The organism is Nesterenkonia halobia (assembly GCF_039536005.1).
Classification (GTDB): Bacteria; Actinomycetota; Actinomycetes; order Actinomycetales; family Micrococcaceae; genus Nesterenkonia; species Nesterenkonia halobia.
Window position 1 is genome coordinate 245473 of sequence record NZ_BAAAYG010000002.1, and the last position, 17946, is coordinate 263418.

General features: G+C 70.9%; 18 protein-coding genes, 2 pseudogenes and 1 other annotated feature. Of the genes and pseudogenes, 11 read left to right on the forward strand and 9 right to left on the reverse strand.

Annotated features, from left to right (window positions below; all coding sequences use genetic code 11):
- Positions 1 to 16: 16 nt before the first annotated feature.
- On the forward strand, positions 17 to 364 hold the full coding sequence (locus tag ABD652_RS01865) for a hypothetical protein (RefSeq protein WP_344717956.1): 348 nt from the start codon (positions 17 to 19) through the stop codon (positions 362 to 364).
- On the opposite strand, the pseudogene ABD652_RS01870 reads toward ABD652_RS01865, so the two are convergent.
- A pseudogene (locus tag ABD652_RS01870) lies at positions 286 to 1589 on the reverse strand (IS3 family transposase). The gene ABD652_RS01865 and the pseudogene ABD652_RS01870 sit on opposite strands and share 79 nt — an antisense overlap.
- Positions 1193 to 1317, reverse strand: a sequence feature (AL1L pseudoknot). It overlaps the preceding pseudogene by 125 nt.
- Before the next feature lie 363 nt (positions 1590 to 1952).
- Positions 1953 to 2825: a hypothetical protein gene (locus tag ABD652_RS01875; protein WP_344717568.1), complete on the reverse strand. Its 873-nt coding sequence runs from the start codon at positions 2823 to 2825 to the stop codon at positions 1953 to 1955.
- A gap of 256 nt (positions 2826 to 3081) precedes the next feature.
- On the opposite strand from ABD652_RS01875, the gene ABD652_RS01880 reads away from it, so the two are divergent.
- Positions 3082 to 3336 (forward strand): hypothetical protein, encoded by a 255-nt coding sequence (locus ABD652_RS01880; protein ID WP_344717570.1) that lies wholly within the window; start codon positions 3082 to 3084, stop codon positions 3334 to 3336.
- Positions 3337 to 3535: 199 nt separating this feature from the next.
- On the opposite strand, the gene ABD652_RS01885 is transcribed toward ABD652_RS01880, so the two are convergent.
- From ABD652_RS01885 to ABD652_RS01900, 4 genes are all read right to left on the reverse strand, one after another.
- Positions 3536 to 4474 carry a class I SAM-dependent methyltransferase gene (locus ABD652_RS01885; RefSeq protein WP_344717572.1) on the reverse strand — a complete coding sequence of 313 codons (939 nt, stop codon included), beginning with the start codon at positions 4472 to 4474 and terminating at the stop codon, positions 3536 to 3538.
- A complete protein-coding gene (locus ABD652_RS01890; protein ID WP_344717574.1) occupies positions 4471 to 5610 on the reverse strand; it encodes a glycosyltransferase family 4 protein in 1140 nt (379 codons plus the stop codon). Before ABD652_RS01890 ends, ABD652_RS01885 begins: the two co-directional genes overlap by 4 nt.
- Positions 5611 to 5693: 83 nt before the next feature.
- Positions 5694 to 6092: a 6-pyruvoyl trahydropterin synthase family protein gene (locus ABD652_RS01895; protein WP_344717576.1), complete on the reverse strand. Its 399-nt coding sequence runs from the start codon at positions 6090 to 6092 to the stop codon at positions 5694 to 5696.
- A 71-nt stretch (positions 6093 to 6163) separates the two neighbouring features.
- Positions 6164 to 7264 (reverse strand): zinc-dependent alcohol dehydrogenase, encoded by a 1101-nt coding sequence (locus ABD652_RS01900; RefSeq protein ID WP_344717578.1) that lies wholly within the window; start codon positions 7262 to 7264, stop codon positions 6164 to 6166.
- A gap of 73 nt (positions 7265 to 7337) precedes the next feature.
- Between ABD652_RS01900 and ABD652_RS01905 the strand changes: the two genes are divergently transcribed.
- Both ABD652_RS01905 and ABD652_RS01910 read left to right on the forward strand, forming a co-directional pair.
- Positions 7338 to 8180, forward strand: a complete 843-nt coding sequence (locus ABD652_RS01905) for a CDP-alcohol phosphatidyltransferase family protein (RefSeq protein WP_344717580.1) — start codon at positions 7338 to 7340, stop codon at positions 8178 to 8180.
- 63 nt (positions 8181 to 8243) lie between these two features.
- Complete coding sequence (locus ABD652_RS01910; protein WP_344717937.1) at positions 8244 to 9335, forward strand: glycosyltransferase family 4 protein; 1092 nt, start codon at positions 8244 to 8246, stop codon at positions 9333 to 9335.
- Between the two features lie 117 nt (positions 9336 to 9452).
- Here ABD652_RS01910 and ABD652_RS01915 read toward each other — a convergent pair.
- A pseudogene (locus tag ABD652_RS01915) lies at positions 9453 to 10817 on the reverse strand (M23 family metallopeptidase); the annotation flags it as partial.
- Between ABD652_RS01915 and rpsB the strand changes: the two are divergent.
- From rpsB to ABD652_RS01945, 6 genes are all read left to right on the forward strand, one after another.
- On the forward strand, positions 10705 to 11571 hold the full coding sequence (gene rpsB / locus ABD652_RS01920) for a 30S ribosomal protein S2 (RefSeq protein ID WP_153143548.1): 867 nt from the start codon (positions 10705 to 10707) through the stop codon (positions 11569 to 11571). The pseudogene ABD652_RS01915 and the gene rpsB sit on opposite strands and share 113 nt — an antisense overlap.
- Before the next feature lie 157 nt (positions 11572 to 11728).
- Positions 11729 to 12568, forward strand: coding sequence for a translation elongation factor Ts (gene tsf / locus ABD652_RS01925; RefSeq protein ID WP_344717584.1), 840 nt, complete (start codon positions 11729 to 11731; stop codon positions 12566 to 12568).
- Positions 12569 to 12769: 201 nt separating this feature from the next.
- Positions 12770 to 13543 (forward strand): UMP kinase, encoded by a 774-nt coding sequence (pyrH, locus tag ABD652_RS01930; RefSeq protein ID WP_344717586.1) that lies wholly within the window; start codon positions 12770 to 12772, stop codon positions 13541 to 13543.
- A 167-nt stretch (positions 13544 to 13710) separates the two neighbouring features.
- Positions 13711 to 14268, forward strand: coding sequence for a ribosome recycling factor (gene frr, locus ABD652_RS01935; RefSeq protein WP_344717588.1), 558 nt, complete (start codon positions 13711 to 13713; stop codon positions 14266 to 14268).
- A 3-nt stretch (positions 14269 to 14271) separates the two neighbouring features.
- Positions 14272 to 15165, forward strand: coding sequence for a phosphatidate cytidylyltransferase (locus tag ABD652_RS01940; RefSeq protein ID WP_344717590.1), 894 nt, complete (start codon positions 14272 to 14274; stop codon positions 15163 to 15165).
- A gap of 5 nt (positions 15166 to 15170) precedes the next feature.
- A complete protein-coding gene (locus ABD652_RS01945; RefSeq protein ID WP_344717592.1) occupies positions 15171 to 15731 on the forward strand; it encodes a DivIVA domain-containing protein in 561 nt (186 codons plus the stop codon).
- A gap of 81 nt (positions 15732 to 15812) precedes the next feature.
- On the opposite strand, the gene ABD652_RS01950 is transcribed toward ABD652_RS01945, so the two are convergent.
- Positions 15813 to 16166, reverse strand: coding sequence for a YciI family protein (locus ABD652_RS01950; RefSeq protein ID WP_344717594.1), 354 nt, complete (start codon positions 16164 to 16166; stop codon positions 15813 to 15815).
- A 228-nt stretch (positions 16167 to 16394) separates the two neighbouring features.
- Here ABD652_RS01950 and ABD652_RS01955 point away from each other — a divergent pair, with 228 nt between their 5' ends.
- On the forward strand, positions 16395 to 16913 hold the full coding sequence (locus ABD652_RS01955; protein WP_344717596.1) for an SRPBCC domain-containing protein: 519 nt from the start codon (positions 16395 to 16397) through the stop codon (positions 16911 to 16913).
- On the opposite strand, the gene ABD652_RS01960 is transcribed toward ABD652_RS01955, so the two are convergent.
- Positions 16901 to 17929 (reverse strand): Gfo/Idh/MocA family protein, encoded by a 1029-nt coding sequence (locus ABD652_RS01960; protein ID WP_344717598.1) that lies wholly within the window; start codon positions 17927 to 17929, stop codon positions 16901 to 16903. The two genes, ABD652_RS01955 and ABD652_RS01960, sit on opposite strands and share 13 nt — an antisense overlap.
- Positions 17930 to 17946 lie beyond the last annotated feature (17 nt).

Genomic DNA, 17946 nt, shown 5'->3' on the forward strand with positions numbered 1-17946 from the left:
ACTTCGGAGTGCTCTCGTGCAGCGTCCCGCCGATGTCGATGTATGTCCGCCGGACAGTGATCCTCAGCCGCTCGAAGTCCAGGGCACCGACCTGCAGCGCCGTCGCTTCACCCCATCGCAGCCCCGTCGTCGCCATGGTCAGCAGCAGGGCACGATCCACAGCAGTCGGCATCGCGTCGGCGGCCCTGTGCAGCTCTGCGATGCTCAGCCGCGTGTGCTCACGCCTGCCGCCTGCTCGAGGGAGCTTGATCGTCGCGGCAGGATTCACCGCGAGGAGGCGGTCCTCTACGGCCTGCTGGAGTGTCTTGCAGAGGATGAGGCCCGCGTGACGGGCGCGGGCGCCGGCGCGGTCGTGCTGTGGTGAGTATAGGTGGCTTCGACCTCGGCCGGGGTGCGGTAGCCGAGGGCTTCATGGAGCCGCTTCGTGTTCCACCAGGCCACCCAGTCCAAGGCCGCGATCTCGACCGCGGTCACCGAGGGCCAGTTGCGCTGACGGTGGATGAGCTCGGCCTTGTAGAGACCGTTGACCGTCTCGGCCAGAGCATTGACGCTCCTATAGCTGTTCCCGACGGTGCCGACGGATGCTGCGGACTCCGGCGGTGATCAGCGCGTCGGAGTAGGCCAGCGAAACGCATTTGACTGCCGCGGTCGCTGTGATGGACCAGCCCGCTGTTCGACGCGTCAGCCCGGGTGCTCAGCAGAGCGTGCTCGAGTGCCTGCATCGGCAGCGCCTCGGTGTGAAGGCTGGCAGCGACGGCCCAGCCGACGATTCGCCGGGTGCAGACGTCGGTGATGAACGCGGTGCAGCAGAACCCGGGCGGGATGCGAACGTAGGTGGGGCACCTCCCGCTTGCGGGGGAATGTCCGCGACCCATAGCTGGTTCGGACACCGCGCGGTGAAGTCCCGTTCGACGAGGTCAGCACGATCATCAGGCGCTGACCCAGGGGTTGTCGTGAGCGCCTTGCGGCCACGACGAATCCCCCCTCCAGGCCAGCTGCCTTCATCAGTCGAGCGGTCTGGTCCCGGCCGATGTGCCAGCCTGATTGGCGCATCGCCTGGTGCATCTTGCGATACCCATAGACGCCGTAGTTGTCGGCATGGATCTTCCGGATCTCGCTGATCAGCAACTTGTCGCGGACCTTCCTGGCAGAAGTCGGGCGCAGTGTCGCCGCCCGGTAGCCGCGGGAGGAGAGGAGCCCACAGTCTGTCGCGCCGAGCACGCGGCAGATGGCCTCGACCCCGAAGTGATCACGATGTGCGTCGATGAAGGCGATCATTTCGTCGTGGGGCGGTCGAGCTCCGCTTACGGATTAACTCGAGGCGGCCTTCAGAATCTCGTTGGTCCGGCGGGACTCGGCGAGTTCCCGTCGTAGCCGGCGGTTCTCCTGCTCGAGCGGCTCCTGGGCGGGAGGCATCCTCGGGCGGTGCCATAGCGGTTGCACCAGATCCGCAGAGTCTCGGTGCCGACACTGAGCTGGGGAGCGACAGCGCGGATCGACTCTGACCGAGGACCGCCTACGAGGGCTTGCCGGTCATAGACCATGCGGACTGCTCGGTCACGCACCTCTGGACTGAACTTCTTGGGCATACTCCGATTCTCCTTCGTGAGACTCGGAACGAAACCCAGGGCGCTTCAGTGTCTGAGTGGGTTGGTGGTCGTGCTCGGTTGGTGGCTCTGCATCCGGATGATGGGGATGTGCCACCGGTGAGGTTGGTGGCCGGTCGGGATGGGAAGCAGTACCGATTCCCGGGTACATGATCGTCAGGAGATTCACGGTGCTGTGTGAGGCGGCGTCGAGGGTGCGTGTGTAGCGTCGGAGACGCCTCATCTGGTGCGGTGAGGTTCCTCATTATGGTGCGAGTGATCGGCCCCCGGGCTGACCGGCTTCCTCAGTCCCCTTGGATGCCGGTTGGTCCGGGGGCTTCTCTATGCCGCGAGGTCGTCGTGGTGTCACAGCTCCCAGCGGACCTCATGCACACCGCCGCTATACACGAGCGTGCCGGACAGGCCCTCCGGGAAGTCGAGCATCACCAGGCCACTCGTGTTCGTGCCCGGCTGGGCAGCCTGGAGAGCGCCGACATCGTCGGCGCAGGCCCACGCCTCGTAGCTGTGAAGCTCGTCCCGGAGCATGGTGTCCTTCTCATCGACGACGTAGAAGTCGGACTCCGTCACGCTGAACTCTTCGCCGGCTTCCTCGTCGGCGTTGATGGTGATGTCCAGCGCGACGAACTCGCCATTCTGCGTCGTGTAGTCCCACTCGGCGCACTCGGCGTCAGTAAAGCCGCGCTCCACCCCGTTGAGAGTCAGCGTCCCCATGTAGTCACCCTCGTTCGTGAACGGCCCCTGGTCGACATCCACCGCCTCGCCGAACTCTGCATCCACGTCCTCCTCGGTCCGACCTGTGAATTCGCGGTCACCAGTGATCGGGTCTTCGGCGGCCGCCTCCTGGGCGCGGAGCTCCTGGACGGCCCAGAGGCCTTCCAGCTCCTCCGGCAGGTCGTCGGGCACCACGCCGTCTTCCTCTAGGCCACTGACGTCCGGGTAGCGCGTCTCCAGTTCGTCGTAGACTTCTTGCATCTTCGCCTCGGCGTCGACCTCGTCCTCCGAGTCGACGGGCGAGGTCATCCACTTCTCGGCGGCTTCGTTCTCACGCTTGATCAGCTCTTCGACCGACTCGTCACTGAGGCCGCTCTCCTCTATCTCTTTAGCCTCGACGGCCTCCGCGTCCTGCTCGGCTTCCTCCGGTGCGGCATCTGTGCTGCTACACCCTGCTAGTGCCAGCAGCGCCACCATTCCGGCGCTGGCTAGAGTTCCCTTGCCCATGATCCGCCCCCTCCGATGCGATTGTGTTCGAAGCATAGGCCAGGGCTATGACATGAACGTGAGGGGTCGCGGCCGCGCACACAAGTAACCCCCACTCCCCGCATGGTTGGGACCACGGGATGTGGGGGTTACTCGCCGGCGAGACGACGAGCAGCATCTGGAGCGGGCCGCGTGGACCTTGTCGATGAGGCCGGACAAGATCTCGGTGCGCATCGTCCACCTTATGCGCATGCCCGAGAAGCTGTAGGATCCGAGCGTGAACGAGCCCCACTACGTGACCATCGGGTACCACGAGACGTATCGCTCCCTCGACAAGAGAGACGATCCAGAGAAGAAAATTAAGAGCGCTTCTGGTCCGATCAATCGGCCTCCAAAAATGGGGTACACGTTGATTGGTGTTTTCGATATCGACGGTCAGCCTCAACCCAAGCCTTATGGCAGCATCCCCCTCAGGGCAGAACAAGTGAAGAGGGCTCCTCGGTGGATTGACCCTGCGCGAGACAGTGCCTGACTCAGGACGCAGTCAGTACGCAGCAATTTGACCTCAAGTACTCTCGAACCTATCGACGTCAACCCATTAAACCGTCCTGACCTGGACGTTCGAGGTTGGCACCTCGTCAGACGTACCTCCGAATCGGACTCATAATCCTTTGGTCGCGGGTTAAAGTCCCGCACGCCCCACCGTCTTCAGCCGCGTCGCGGGCTCGCCGTCAGCGGGCGTCGTCCGCCGGCTCCCGCACCAGCAAATCGACATGGTCGATCTGCAGCCGCAGATCGCCGGCGCGGATCTGCGCCAGACGATCCTCGCCCCAGCGGCGTGCCCGCTCGGGGCCTCCTGCAGTCTCGTCCGCCGCGCCGGCGGATTCCCCGGCCAGCTGTTCGGCGGCGGCCCGCGCGCGGTCGGGGACGAGCTGCTGCAGCAGCGCGGCATCGGCTCCGCCGGCGGCGTCGAGGACCCAGGGGGTCTGAAGGCGATCGACGTGGAGCCCCCGGGAGTCTGCGGTCTGCTCCAGCATCGCCGGCGCCTGCGGTCCGCAGCGTCCGCCCCGGCGCTGGTGTCGGTCGAAGGCTCCGGAGACCAGATGATCGTCGGGATGCCGCGGATCGGCGGACATCCCTCCGGTGACCGTCAGCGCGAGCAGCATCGGTGTCCGGTGCCGTGCGGCCGCAGCGATCAGGCTGTCGATCTGCTCGGCGGTGAGCAGATCCAGCAGCGCCGAGGCGATGACCAGCGTCGGGGTCTGCGCGGTCGCGAGGATCGCGTCGAGCCCGGCGACGTCGTCGCAGCGGGTGCTGATCGGGCCTCTCGCGCTCCGGGTCCGCAGCCGGCGCGCCGTGGCGGCGAGCAGCTCCGGGTCGTGGTCCAGCAGCACCCACTCCTCGTCGCCGGCCAGCTGATCCTGCAGCCAGCGTCCACCGGATCCGGTGCCGCAGCCGACGTCGACGATGCGGCCGGGAGGCCGAGCGGACAGCAGGTCGGCGACGGGGCCGCGCGTGGACTCGCGGGCCGCGGCGTCGGCCGCCTCGCGCAGCGTCAGCCAGTCGGCGCTGATGCGCTCGGCCGGCGAGCCGGCATCGGACCCGGCATCGGGACTGGTGCCGGGACCGGCGTCGGGACCCGTCACGGGCCCGGGCTGCGAGCCGGTCATCGGTCCACGCTCCGGATCAGGGTCTGCCAGGCTGCTGCGGTCCGTGTCCATGGCGGAAGCCTATCCGCTCGTGTCCGGGCGGTCTCGGCCCACCGGCGGCGCAGCGTCGGACCGTCGAGCCAGGCGCGCAGCTGCGCGGTCCACGCCTCAGGGCTGCCGGGATCGCAGGCGGCTCCGGCCTCGCCCAGCGCCTCCTCCGCGCCGGTCCCGGCGGAGACGATGCCGGGGACGCCGTGGACGCACGCTTCTGTGACCACCATCCCGAAGGTTTCGGCCCAGGAGGGGAGCAGCACCAGGTCCGCGTGCTCCCAGAACCCGGGCATCGCCTCCGGAGTCAGCGCCCCGCGGTGGTCGACGCGACCGGGCAGGCGTCGACGCAGCTCCGACAGCACGGAGGCACCCTCCGGAGTCTCGGCTCCCGGCCCGGCGAGCTGGAGGGTCCACCCGCGGTCGAGCAGGGGTTCGAGGGCATCGCCGAGGAGACGATGGTTCTTCCGCGGAGTGAAGGACGCGGCCATCGCCAATCGCGGCGGCCGGAGCGCGGGGGCGGCGCCGGCATCGGCAGCGGCATCGGCACCGATACCGGCACCGGCCTCGAAACCGACCTCCCGGCAGGACCCCCGCCCCGAGCCGGGATCCGACGCCGGCCGCGTCACGCCGGGGGAGATGACCTCGACGTCGCGGCGTCCGTGCCGCCGTCGGATCTCCTCGGCGGCCCACCGGCTCGTCGCCACCACGCGCCGGGCCTGCCGCACCGCCCGCCCCTCGGCGGCGTTCAGCCGGTCGGAGTCCGGGCCGGCGTCGACGGCCAGCGGCAGGTGCACCAGCAGGACGTCGGCGACCGGACGGGCGCCGTCGTCGGCCCGGTCGTCGGCCTGGCCCACAGCACTGTCGGAGGAGAACAGCTCGGGCATCCCGCCGCCGACGAGCCCGTCGACGACCACCGGATGAGACCCGAGTCGGTCTCGGACCGCGGACAGCTGGGCGTGCACCGCATGCCGTGCGGTTTCGTCGGGGCGCGGCCAGGCGGCGGAGACGTCGACGCGATGGACCTCGAGGCCGTGATCCGCCAGGGCGGCGATCACGCGGTCGTTGTACACTGTGCCGCCGCTGGGGGCCGACAGTCGCGGCTCCACCCAGATCACCGTGCCGGAGGAGGGCCGAGCCGGGGCCTCGTGCCGGTCGGAGTCGACAACCGCCGGCGACGAGCGCGGAGCGTTCACAGCTCGACCCGGACGGCGGCACGGGCCTGCGGATTCTCCTCGGCGGCGACCTCGAGGACGTGCAGCCCGTGGTCGCTCGGCAGCGCCTCGGCCAGCTGGTCGGCGATATGGGCGATGATCCGTTCGGTCGTGCTGGCCGTGCCGACGAAGGCCGGGTGCTCGTCGAGGTTGCGGTGCCGCAGCGGATCCAGCACCGCGGAGAGCAGCTCCGAGGCGGCTCCGATGTCCATGACCACGCCGTGGGGATCGAGCTGGAGGCGTTCGAAGGTCGCCCGGACATGCAGCGTGGCGCCGTGCAGCCGCTGTGCGGGGCCGAAGAACGGGTCGTCGAGACTGTGCGCGATCATGATGTGATCGTCGACGGTCAGGCGGTGGTGGGCGATGCGTCGCGGCATCCGGATCTCCTTCGGGTCGAACGGGGCGGGGTCATCCGGCGGCCGGGGTCATGGCGCATGATCGGACGCCGTCAGCTCGTGTGGTCGATGACAGGACAGAGCGTCGAGCACCACTCGGGGGAGCCGGTGCTCAGCGCGTCCATCACGGTCGGCAGCTCGTCCAGCGGCGACCGGCCGGTCAGCAGCGCGTCGAAGCGGGCGTCGAGCATCCCCAGCGCGAGGCCCAGCCGCTGCCGCCGGCTGCGTCGCTCCCGGCGCGGCGCCGCGACCTCGCCGACCTGCGAGGCGACGAGTCGCAGACGACGGGCGTGGAAGTCTTCCCCCAGCGGAACCCGCGGGGCAGTGCGGCCGAACCACGACTGCTCCACGACGACGGCGTCGTCGCCGGCCAGCCGCAGCGCCGCGGCGAGTCCGTCCTCCGTCGCCGAGGCATGGAAGACCACGTCGACGTCGCCGGCGGCCTCCTCCGGAGTCGTCGCCTCCAGACCGAGCCGGCGCGCCAGGTCCCGGCGGTCCTCGTCGACGTCGAGCACCTGCAGCCGCTCGGGACCCAGCGAGGAGGCCAGCAGCGCGGTGGTGAGGCCGACCAGGCCGGCGCCGACTACGCAGAGGCGGTCGCCGAGCGTCGCCGGCGCCTCCCAGATCGCGTTGAGGGCGGGCTCGGCGATGCCGGCCAGCAGCGCCCGGTCGGCGGGGCAGCCCTCCGGAAGCGGGTGACAGTCGCCGGCGGGCACCACCAGATGGTCGCGGTGTCCGCCGAGACAGAAGACCGTCCGTCCGATCAGCTGCTCGCCCTCGCGGTCGGCCGCCGCGCGGACCACGCCGACGGCCAGATAGCCGTGGCTGACCGGATGGGGCAGATCGCCGAGCTGCAGCGGCGCACGCATGCGAGGGGCCACCGACTCGGGCACCTCGCCGCGATGCACCAGCGTCTCGGTGCCGCGGGAGATCCCGCTGAGGAGCGTCTCGACGAGCACGTCGCCGGGACCCGGCTCGGGGACCGGTGCGCGACGGATCTCGCCGCGTCCCGGGGCGACGGTCCAGTACTGGCGGCTGAGCGGGGTGCAGCTGCCGGGCATGTCGGAGGACGTGTCGGGGGCCGCCTCGGAGGTGGGCCCGGAGGCGGGCTGGGAGGTCGCCGGACGACCGGAGCGGAGCGTGCCGAGGTCCATGGCCGTATCCTGCCATGTCCTCCCCGTCGGGAGGGGCTGTGACCGGCGGCGAGCGGGCAATAGGATCGCCGACATGGAGCCGACAGTCGGGAGAGCACGCGGACTCGCGCCGGTGCTGGTGGCCGCTGCGGTGCTCCTCGGCGGACTGACGCTGCTGGGCGATCCGCTGGCGGCGGTCTTCGACCGCGGGACGGCCGCCTCGCGAGGGGCCTCCGGGGGCGAGGACGACGGCTTCCCGGGGACGGCGGTGCTCGGCGGCCTGCTCGTCTTCGGACTGTGCCAGCGGCACGCGCTCCTCGGCGCTGATCCCTTCCGCGCGGCCGATGCGGTGACGCTGCTGCGCACGACGCTGCTGGGACTGTTCGTCGCGGTGCTGATCCGTCTGCTCCTCGCCGAGGCGACGTCGTCCGAGCCCCTGATGCTCGCCTGGCCGGCGGTGGCCCTCGCCGCCGCGATCCTGCTGCTGGACGGGGGCGACGGCGCCGTGGCCAGAGCCTGCGGCGGCGGTACCACGGCCGGACGTCGCTATGACGATGTCGCCGACGCGGTGGTGCTGTTCGTGCTCGCCGCGGCGGCGGGCGGGCTGCTGGTGTGGTGGGCGGTGCTGGCCGGGGCGGTCAAGCCGCTGTTCGTGCTCGGCGGGCGCCTTCGTCCTCGGTGGCGCGGCCCGCTGCGTCCCAGCGGCCGGCGGCGCGTGCTGGGCACGGCGCCGGGGGCGCTGCTGCTGACGGCGGTCGCGCCTCTGCCGTGGGAGCAGTGGATGGGCCGGCTCTGCGGGGCCGAGGCCGCTCTGCCGATGGACCCGGCGGTCGGGCGCCTGGTCGCCGCAGGGCTGGCGGTGCTGCTCGTCGCGGTCTCCTTCGGCCGGGACATCGCCGATCTGGAGCGCAGGGCCGTGGGCCCGGGAAGTGGATGACCACCGCGCGGTCCACGCGACGGTCCCCGCGGCGGTGCCCGCAGTTGGCACAATGGCGGTGTGCTGCGACTCTTCTTCGACGCCCGCTACACCCGGCCCCGGGTCCACGACGGGATCTCCCGCTTCTCGGCCAGCCTCATCGAGGCCGTCGCCGAGCATGCCGAGGTCACGCTGCTCATCAGCGACGAGGAGCAGCTGAACCTGCTGCCCGAGGGACTGCCCCGGCTGCGGATCACCTCGCCGACCTCGCCCCGCGAGCCCTGGGTGGCCCGGCAGATCAATCCCCACCGGCCCGACGTCGTCTTCTCGCCGATGCAGACGATGGGCGGATTCGGGCGCAGCTACCCGCTGATCCTCACGCTGCACGACCTCATCTACTACGAGCACCGGACTCCGCCGCGGGATCTGCCGGGGCCCGTGCGGCTGGGCTGGCGGCTCTACCACCTCAGCTATCTCCCGCAGCGATTCGTGCTGAACCGGGCCGACGCCGTCGCCACCGTCTCGGAGACCACGCGCGGACTGATGCACGACCATCGGCTCACGCGCCGGCCGATCGAGCTGATCCCGAATGCCCCGCAGCCGGTGGCCGAACCTCGCGATCCCGAGCAGGCTCCGAGTCGCGACCTGGTCTACATGGGGTCCTTCATGGCCTACAAGAACGTCGAGACGCTGGTGCGTGCCCTCGAGGAGCTGCCCGACCACCGGCTGCACCTGTGCAGTCCGATCGCCGCGTCCCGCCGCGAGGAGCTCGCCGCCCTGGCGGTCCGCCCCGAGCAGCTGGTCTTCCATGACGGCATCGACGAGGCCGACTACCGGGAGCTGCTGCGCACCGCCGAGGCCCTGGTCACCCTCTCCCGGGCCGAGGGGTACGGGCTGCCGGTGGTCGAGGCGATGGCCCACGGCACCCCGACGATCGTCTCGGACCTGCCGATCTTCGCCGAGATCGCCGGCGAGGCCGTCGCCTCCCGCGGCGCCCAGATCGTCGACCCCGATCGGCCCGAGCAGCTGGCCGCGGCCGTCCGCACGCTGGAGGACCGCCGGGTCTTCGCCGAAGCCTCCCGGGCCGCTCGTCGGCGCAGCGCCGACTTCAGCTGGGAGGACTCCGCCCGCCGACTGGTCGAACTGGGGGAGCGGCTGGCCGCTGACCGCAGCTGAGGGCTCGTCCTCGACGGGCAGCAGCACGGAGGGCTCCAGCCGCCCGAGCATCAGCAGCGGGTTCAGGTACTCGCCGCGCTCGCGGACTCCCCAGTGCAGACAGTCGTCGTCGCACTCCGCGACGGAGGCGACGTGGCCGCCCTCGGCGAGCCGGCCGACCTCGTCTCCGGCCGCGACGACGTCGCCGACCTCCACTGATCCGGAGACCGGTTCGAGGGAGCTTGCCCGGCCGTCGCCGTGGTCGATCGAGATCACCGGGCGATCGACCACAGTCCCGACGAAGCGCACCGTCCCGGCGGCGGGAGCCACCACGCGCGGGGCCTCGAGGCGCAGATCGACGCCGCGATGTCCGGCGTCCCACGGACGCGGCGGGGCGGCGAAGCCGGCGACCACCTCCGGGGCGGACCCGGTGGGCGAGACCCAGTCCGTCTGCGGCGACGAGCGGCTCGCCGGGGCGTCGTCGGCGGTCACGGCCGGGGCCGCGAGACCCGGCGCCAGCAGGACGAGCGCCGCCAGGACGACGGCGAACACCGCCGTCGGCGGTCGTCGTGCCGGATCGGCGTGCGGCGTCGCAGGCTCGACGCCGCCGTCGGAGGGGTGAAGTCGCGGGACCAGGTGCATGACCGCCATCGTGGTCCACCTGCGGGTTCTCGGCTCGGCGGGCCTCTGCGACTGTGCAGAGCACGGCGTGTCGTCGGCCGGAGGGGTCCGGCTGTGCAGGAACGGGCCGGCGGTCGGCACCAGAAGGATGCGGGAGCTGCATGCGGCGGACCCCGAGGGTGAACGGCAGGCCAGGGTGGCGCGACGGCGGGTCTCGCCGATCGGCCCCGTGGAGTTTCGCGGGCCTCCTCCAACTGGACGGGGGATGGAGAACACGACGAGGCGGATCGGTGGCCCCGTCCAGCTGGACGGGGACGAGCGGACACCCGCCCGCGAGCCAGCAGGCGACGGGCGGGCCCCGTCCAGCTGGACGGGGACGAGCGAGCCCGCATGACGCGAGGCGGGCGGCGCCGGCCCCTCCGGAGTGCCTCGCACCACAGGGTCCGAGCCGACGATCTGTAGTACACTAATCGCCAGCAGCTGCCGCAGGCTGTCCTCACCCCTGCCTTTCTCCGATCGGCCGGACCGTGTCCGGCGCACCGGGGCCGGGTCGGGGTGCGGATCACGTCGACGGCGCTGACTTCGCGCAGAGGCTGCCTGCTCCGCAGGGCCTCCCCGTCGGTCCGCTCGCCGCAGCGGTCGGGGAGGATGATCCGCTCCCTCCTCTGCCAGGGCCCCGGGCGAACCGGGGAGGCAACGATCAACCGAGAAGCTCAGCCGGTGCTGCACGTGAGGACGTGTTCGAAGCCCGGCATCGAAAGGACATCCCATGCCCGTCGTCACCATGCGCCAGCTGCTCGACAGCGGCGTCCACTTCGGCCACCAGACCCGCCGCTGGAACCCGAAGATGAAGCGCCACATCTTCACCGAGCGCAACGGCATCTACATCATCGACCTGCAGCAGTCGCTGTCCTACATCGACCGCGCCTACGACTTCGTCAAGCAGACGGTCGCCCACGGCGGCTCGATCCTGTTCGTCGGCACCAAGAAGCAGGCCCAGGAGGCCATCGCCGAGCAGGCCACGCGCGTCGGCCAGCCCTACGTGAACCACCGCTGGCTGGGCGGCATGCTCACCAACTTCGCCACGGTCTCCAAGCGCGTCCAGCGCATGAAGGAGCTCGAGGAGATCGACTTCGACGACGTCGCCGGCTCCGGCCGCACGAAGAAGGAGCTGCTGCTGCTGTCCCGCGAGCTGGACAAGCTGCAGTCCAACCTGGGCGGCATCCGGAACCTGACCAAGACGCCGTCGGCCATCTGGGTCGTCGACACCAAGAAGGAGCACCTGGCGGTCGACGAGGCCAAGAAGCTGGGCATCCCGGTGGTCGCGATCCTGGACACCAACTGCGACCCGGACGAGGTCGACTACCCGGTTCCGGGCAACGACGACGCCATCCGCTCCGTGGACCTGCTGACCCGCGTCATCGCCGACGCCGCGGCCGAGGGCGTCATCGCCCGCGAGGACAAGCGCGGCGGCGGCTCCGGCCAGGCCGCCGAGCCGATGGCCGAGTGGGAGCGCGAGCTGCTCGAGCAGCACGCCGCCGAGCAGGCCGGCCAGGCCGAGTCCGCCGGTGAGCAGACCTCCGCCGAGAACTCCGAGACTGCCGAGCAGTCGGAGACCGCCGAGAAGTCCGAGTAAGGCTCGACGCGAGCGCGACCGCCGAGCGCGACGCCCGTCGCGTCAGATCCTCACGCCCGTCCCCGAAGGCGCCACGCCTCCGGGGACGGGCGTGAGGACTGCGGAGCACGCACACCATCACAGATCATCCCCTACGAACCCCATCGGAGGACGGGACATGGCGAACTACACCGCTGCTGACATCAAGGCCCTGCGCGAGCGCACGGGCGCCGGCATGATGGACGTCAAGAAGGCTCTGGACGAGGCCGACGGCGACTTCGAGAAGGCCATCGAGGCCATCCGCGTCAAGGGCCTCAAGGGCGCCGCGAAGCGCGAGAGCCGCTCGGCCGCCGAGGGCCTGGTCGTGGCCAAGGTCGTCGACGGCACCAAGGGCTTCCTGGTCGAGGTCAACGCCGAGACCGACTTCGTCGCGAAGTCCGACAAGTTCGTCGGCCTCGCCGAGCAGGTCCTGGAGACCGCGGTGGCCCACGACGTCGACACCCTCGAGCAGCTGCTGGAGGCCGACGTCGACGGCAAGAAGCTCTCCGACCACGTCACCGAGGAGGGCGCGACCCTGGGTGAGAAGGTCCTGGTCAGCCGGTTCGCCAAGGTCGAGGGCGCCGCCGTCGACGCCTACCTGCACAAGACCGCCAAGGACCTGCCGGCCCAGGTCGGCGTGCTCATCGCCGTCGACGCCGGCTCCGAGGACGCCAAGACGGCCGCGCACGACGTCGCCGTGCATGCCGCCGCGATGGCGCCGAACCACCTCACCCGGGACGAGGTCCCGGAGGAGACTGTGGCCAACGAGCGCCGCATCGCCGAGGAGACCGCCCGCGCGGAGGACAAGCCGGAGCAGGCGATCCCGAAGATCATCGAGGGCCGGGTGAACGCGTTCTTCAAGGACAACGTCCTGCTGGACCAGCCCTTCGCCAAGGACCCGAAGCAGACCGTCGCCCAGGTCCTGGAGGCGGCCGGCACCTCGGCGCAGGCCATGGCCCGCTTCCGCGTCGGCTCCTGAACGACGCCGCGACGTCGGAGCACCGTCCCGCTCGGGGCGGTGCTCCTCGTCGGACCGGGCCGTGATGCCTACACTGAGGCAGAACGCTCGATCCACGACGACAGGGGGTGGCCACTCGACTGCAGTGGTCACCCTCTTCTCATGCCCGCCTCCGATGTCCGGACCGCTCCGCGCGCCGACGCCGAAAGGACCCCGCCGCCGATGACCGACCAGGCCGCAGCCTCAGCCGCTCAGACCGCCGTCACCCACCACGAGCCCCGGCAGCCGGGCTCCTCGCGCCGCCGCGTGCTCCTGAAGCTCTCCGGGGAGGTCTTCGGCGGCGGCAACGTCGGCGTGGACCCGGCCACCGTCCGCGGCATCGCCGAGCAGATCGCCGCCGTCGGCGAGGAGGTCGAGGTCTGCGTCGTCGTCGGCGGCGGCAACTTCTTCCGCGGTGCGGAGCTGTCCCGGGCCGGCATGGACCGGGCGCGCGCCGACTACATGGGCATGCTGGGCACAGTGATGAACTGCCTGGCGCTGCAGGACTTCCTGGAGCAGGCCGGACGGGCCACCCGCGTGCAGACCGCGATCACCATGGGCCAGGTCGCCGAGTCCTACATCCCGCTGCGGGCGATCCGGCACATGGAGAAGGGACGCGTCGTGGTCTTCGGCGCCGGAGCCGGCATGCCCTACTTCTCCACCGACACCGTCTGCGCCCAGCGCGCGCTGGAGGTCGACGCCGACATGATCCTGATGGGCAAGTCCGGCGTCGACGGCGTCTACACCTCGGACCCGAAGACCGACCCGGAGGCCGAGAAGCTCGAGCATCTGACCTACTCGCAGGCGCTGCGGCAGAACATCCGGGTGATGGACCAGACTGCGATGACCATGTGCAACGACAACGACCTGTCGATGCGCGTCTTCGGCATGGAGGGCGACGGCGACGTCACCCGGGCGCTGCTGGGCGAGGAGCTCGGCACGCTGGTGACGCCGTGAGGTGACGGTTCCACCTGACCCGGCCCACGTGACCCGGCCCGCGTGACACGGCCCGCGTGACATGGCCCGACGAGCGCTCCCGCGCCGCCCGGCGATGCGCCTGATCAGCGGACCGGCACGTAGACTGGTGCCTGCAGTACCGACTCGAGGAGCTCAAGGAGAGCGACGTGATTGACGAGACCCTGACCGAGGCCGAAGCGAGCATGGACAGCGCCGTCGAGGCGACCAGCGAGGACTTCGCCACGGTGCGCACCGGGCGCGCCAACCCCTCCCTGTACTCCAAGGTGCTGGTCGACTACTACGGCTCGCCGACGCCGCTGCAGCAGCTGGCCTCCTTCAGCACGCCGGACGCCCGGACCATCCTGATCACCCCGTACGACGCCTCGGCGATGCGCGAGATCGAGAAGGCCCTGTCGGACTCCGAGGTGGGCGCCAACCCCTCCAACGACGGCAAGCAGATCCGCATCGTGATGCCGGAGATGACCGAGGAGCGGCGCAAGGAGTACGCCAAGCTGGTCAAGTCCAAGGGCGAGGACCACAAGGTTTCGGTGCGCAACGCTCGCCGCAAGGCCAAGGACGCCATCGCCAAGGCCGTGAAGAACGGCGACATCGGCGAGGACGAGGGCGAGCGCGGACACAGTGACCTCGAGACCCTCACCAAGACCCACACCGAGCGCATCGACGAGATGACGCGCCGCAAGGAAGCCGAGCTGCTCGAGGTCTGATCGATGATCGGTCAGAAGCGCCCGAGACCCGCCGAGAGCGCCGAGGCGGCCGCGCCGCGCACGCGCACTCCGCGGGCGGGGCGCGACCTCCCCGCGGCGATCCTCACCGGCGCGGCTCTGCTCATCCCCGCGGTGCTGGGGATCGTGTTCATGCCGCTGCTGCTGATCCTGCTGGCGGTGGTGCTGCTGGCGATGGGCGCCTGGGAGGTCGCCGTCGCCCTGGAGACCCAGGGCCTGCGGCTGCCCAAGATCCCGCTGTTCCTCGGCGCGCTGACCATGCCGCTGGCCGCCTTCTTCGGCGGCGTCGAGGCGCTGACTCTGGCGCTGATGGTCACCTGCGCGGCGATCGCGGTGATCGCGGCGATCTACCGGATCCACGACGCCGGACGCTCGATCATGGCCTCGATGTTCGTCGCCTGCTGGGTGCCGTTCCTCATCTCCTTCGCCGTGCTGCTCATCGATCAGCCGATGGGCCAGTGGCGGCTGGCCGTGGTGGTGCTCCTCGTCGTCGCCAACGACACCTTCGGCTATCTGGTGGGCGTGCTCTTCGGCAAGCACCCGATGGCCCCGACGATCAGCCCGAAGAAGTCCTGGGAGGGCTTCGCCGGCTCGATGCTCGGCTCCGTCGCAGTGGGCGTGCTCGCCTCGGTGCTGATCTTCGACGAGCCGCCGCACATCGGCGCGGTGCTGGCCGCGGCCGTCGTCGTCGTCTCCACCGCCGGGGACTTCTCCGAGTCGATGGTCAAGCGTGAGCTGGGGCTGAAGGACATGTCCCATGTGCTTCCCGGCCACGGCGGAGTGATGGATCGGCTCGACTCGCTGGTCTTCGCGATGCCCACCGCATTCTTCGTCATCGTGGCGCTGTCTCCGCAATCGACCGGCATTCCATTAGGCTGAGTCCCATGGCGCAGCATCAGACCGCACTGTTCACCGTCCTGGACGAGACCGAGCAGGGATATGACCGCGACGAGGTCGACGCGTTCATGGACCAGGCCCGCGGGGCCTATGAATCGGGCACCGGCATGCCGCTGGCCGAGTTCCGCGAGGCGAGCTTCATGCTCGGCGCCGGCGGCTACGACCCGGAGGAGGTCGACGGCGCGCTGGACCGGCTCGAGGACGCCTTCGCCGTGGCCGAGCGCGACCGCTACATCGCCCAGCACGGCGAGGACGCCTGGTACGAGCTGCTCGCGGAGCGGGCCGCTCCGCTGCGCGGCCGCATCGAACGGACCGACGGCGCGCGCTTCCGCGGGCCGGCGCATTCGGCCGCGCTGGGCTACCGCCGCGACGAGGTCGACCGGCTCTGCCGCGAGCTCGGTCGCTATCTGGACGGCGAGAACCCGATGAGCGTCGAGGACATCCGCACGGTCTCCTTCAGCGGCGCCCACGGCTCCAGCGGCTACGACGAGGCGCAGGTGGACGCGTTCCTCGACCGCATGACCGAGATCATGGCCTCCGTCGGCTGACAGAGGGCTGACAGAGGGCTGACAGCGGGCCGACACAGCGGGCGACGTCGGCGCGAGCCTCCCCGCAGCCGGCGTGCGCGGTCACCCCTCCATGACGGGACGGACCTCGGTGGAGCCGTAGTGCAGATGCGGCATCCGCTCGGCCACGGCATGGGCGGCGGCCTCGTCCTCCGCCGCGACGGCGTGGACGGCGAAGATGATGCTCCGGTCCTCGGCCGTCTCCGCATCGGCGGCGTCGGCATCGTGCTCGGACATCGCCCCGAGATGCACAGTCGACTCGTCCAGCGCCCAGCCCGCGACCAGCGTGCCCTCGGCGCGCAGCTCGGCGTCGAGGTCCTGCCAGGCACGCATCTCCTCGCGCTGCTCGTCGCCGTCCTCGGCAGGACCGGTGCCCGGCACGAAGCGATGGATCAGCAGGTGGGTGGGACGAGTCATGGGAACCTCCTGGTCGGGCATGGGATGCGGCCGCCGGATCCGGCACCATGGCCGGACCGCCGCCGCGGCCTCTACCATCAGAGCACGGGCGCCCCGCCGCCGTCAGCATCCGACGCCGCGCACCGCGCCGACCGATCGACCCGGTCGAGCGCCCCGGTGATCGTCGGCGCAGGAGGTCTCCGCGGCCCGGGCGCCGGGGACAGAGCGCAGAACTGCGGGGAGAACCACATGAGCTCGCCGAGCAGCCGGCAGGGCAGTCAGCAGGGCAGCCAGCGTCACCTGATCCACATCGAGGCGCCGCGCGAGCAGGTCTGGGCGGCGCTGACCGACCCGGACCTGACCGAGCGGATCGGCTGCGGCGGACGCGTCGAAGTGGTCCTCGAGCCGGGCGGGCCCTACTGGGCGCACACCACCGATGCGATGAAGCGGAGGGGCCTGGGCGACGTGGCCGTCACCGGCTCCGTGGTCGCCGTCGATCCGCCGCGGCTGCTCACCCTGGACTGGCGAGCGACCTGGCACGACGAGCCGGCCTCCCGGGTGACCTGGCAGATCGACGAGGGCCCCGCCGGGATCTCGCGGGTGACGCTGACCCACGAGCTGCCGGAGTCTCCGCTGACGGCGGTCGACGTCGCCGGCACCGGCGAGGGCGAGGCCGGGGGAGGCGGCTGGCCGTGGGAGCTCTCCAGCCTGAAGACGCTGCTGGAGACCGGCCGGCCGATGGCCGGCGCCGGGGCTCAGTCGGACTGATCCTCGCCGGGGTAGCGCAGCCCGATCTGCTCGCGGACGGTGTCGAGCAGCTCCATGATCGCCACCGTCTCGTCCAGGCCGAGCGCGGAGCCCTCGCAGGTGCCGTCGGCGACGGCGGCCTCGGCGGCGAAGGCCTGGTGCTGCATGCCGCGTCCCTCGCCGCGCACGGTGAAGCGCTCGTGCACGGCGCCGTCGGCGCCGGTGTGCGTGAAGGAGGTGTCGGCGAACCAGACGCCGTCGACGTCGATGCGCCCCTCGGTGCCCAGGATGTGGGCGGTGTTCTGCCCCGCCGCGCGGGAGGAGGACAGCGACGTCGACAGCGTTCCGCCGCGGTGACGCATCACTGTGGCGACCTCGGTGTCGGCTCCGGTGGCGCCGAATCGGGCCTGGGCGCTCACCTGCTCGACGGGGCCGAGGATGTCCGCGGCGAAGGAGAGCGGGTAGATCCCCAGGTCCAGCAGCGCCCCGCCGCCGAGGGGCAGGGCATTGATCCGGTGCTCGGGGTCGGTGGGCAGCGACTGGGCGTGGTCGGCGGAGAGCGTGCGGACCTCGCCGAGGCCGCCGGAGGCGACGATCTCGCGGATCCTGACCATATGCGGCAGGTACCGGGTCCACATCGCCTCCATGGCCAGCAGGCCGCGGGAGCGGGCCAGTTCGCGCAGACCGGCCGCCTCGCCGGCGTTCAGCGTGAAGGGCTTCTCCACCAGCACGTGGGTGTCCTGCTCGAGCATCATCGTCGCGTGCGCTGCGTGGAAGGGATGCGGAGTGGCGACGTAGACGATGTCGACGTCCTCGTCGGCGGCCAGCTGCTCGGAGGAGCCGTGGGCGCGGGGGACGCCGGAACCAGCGCCGGAACCTGTGCCGGAACCCGCGGCGAGCTCCGCGGCGAAGGCCTCGGCCGACTCCGTCGAGCGCGAGCCCACGGCGACGATCTCCCGACCGGCCCGCTGCAGGTCCGCGGCGAAGGCATGGGCGATGTGTCCGGTCCCGAGGATTCCCCAGCGCAGTGCAGTCATAGGTCCTGAACCTACCA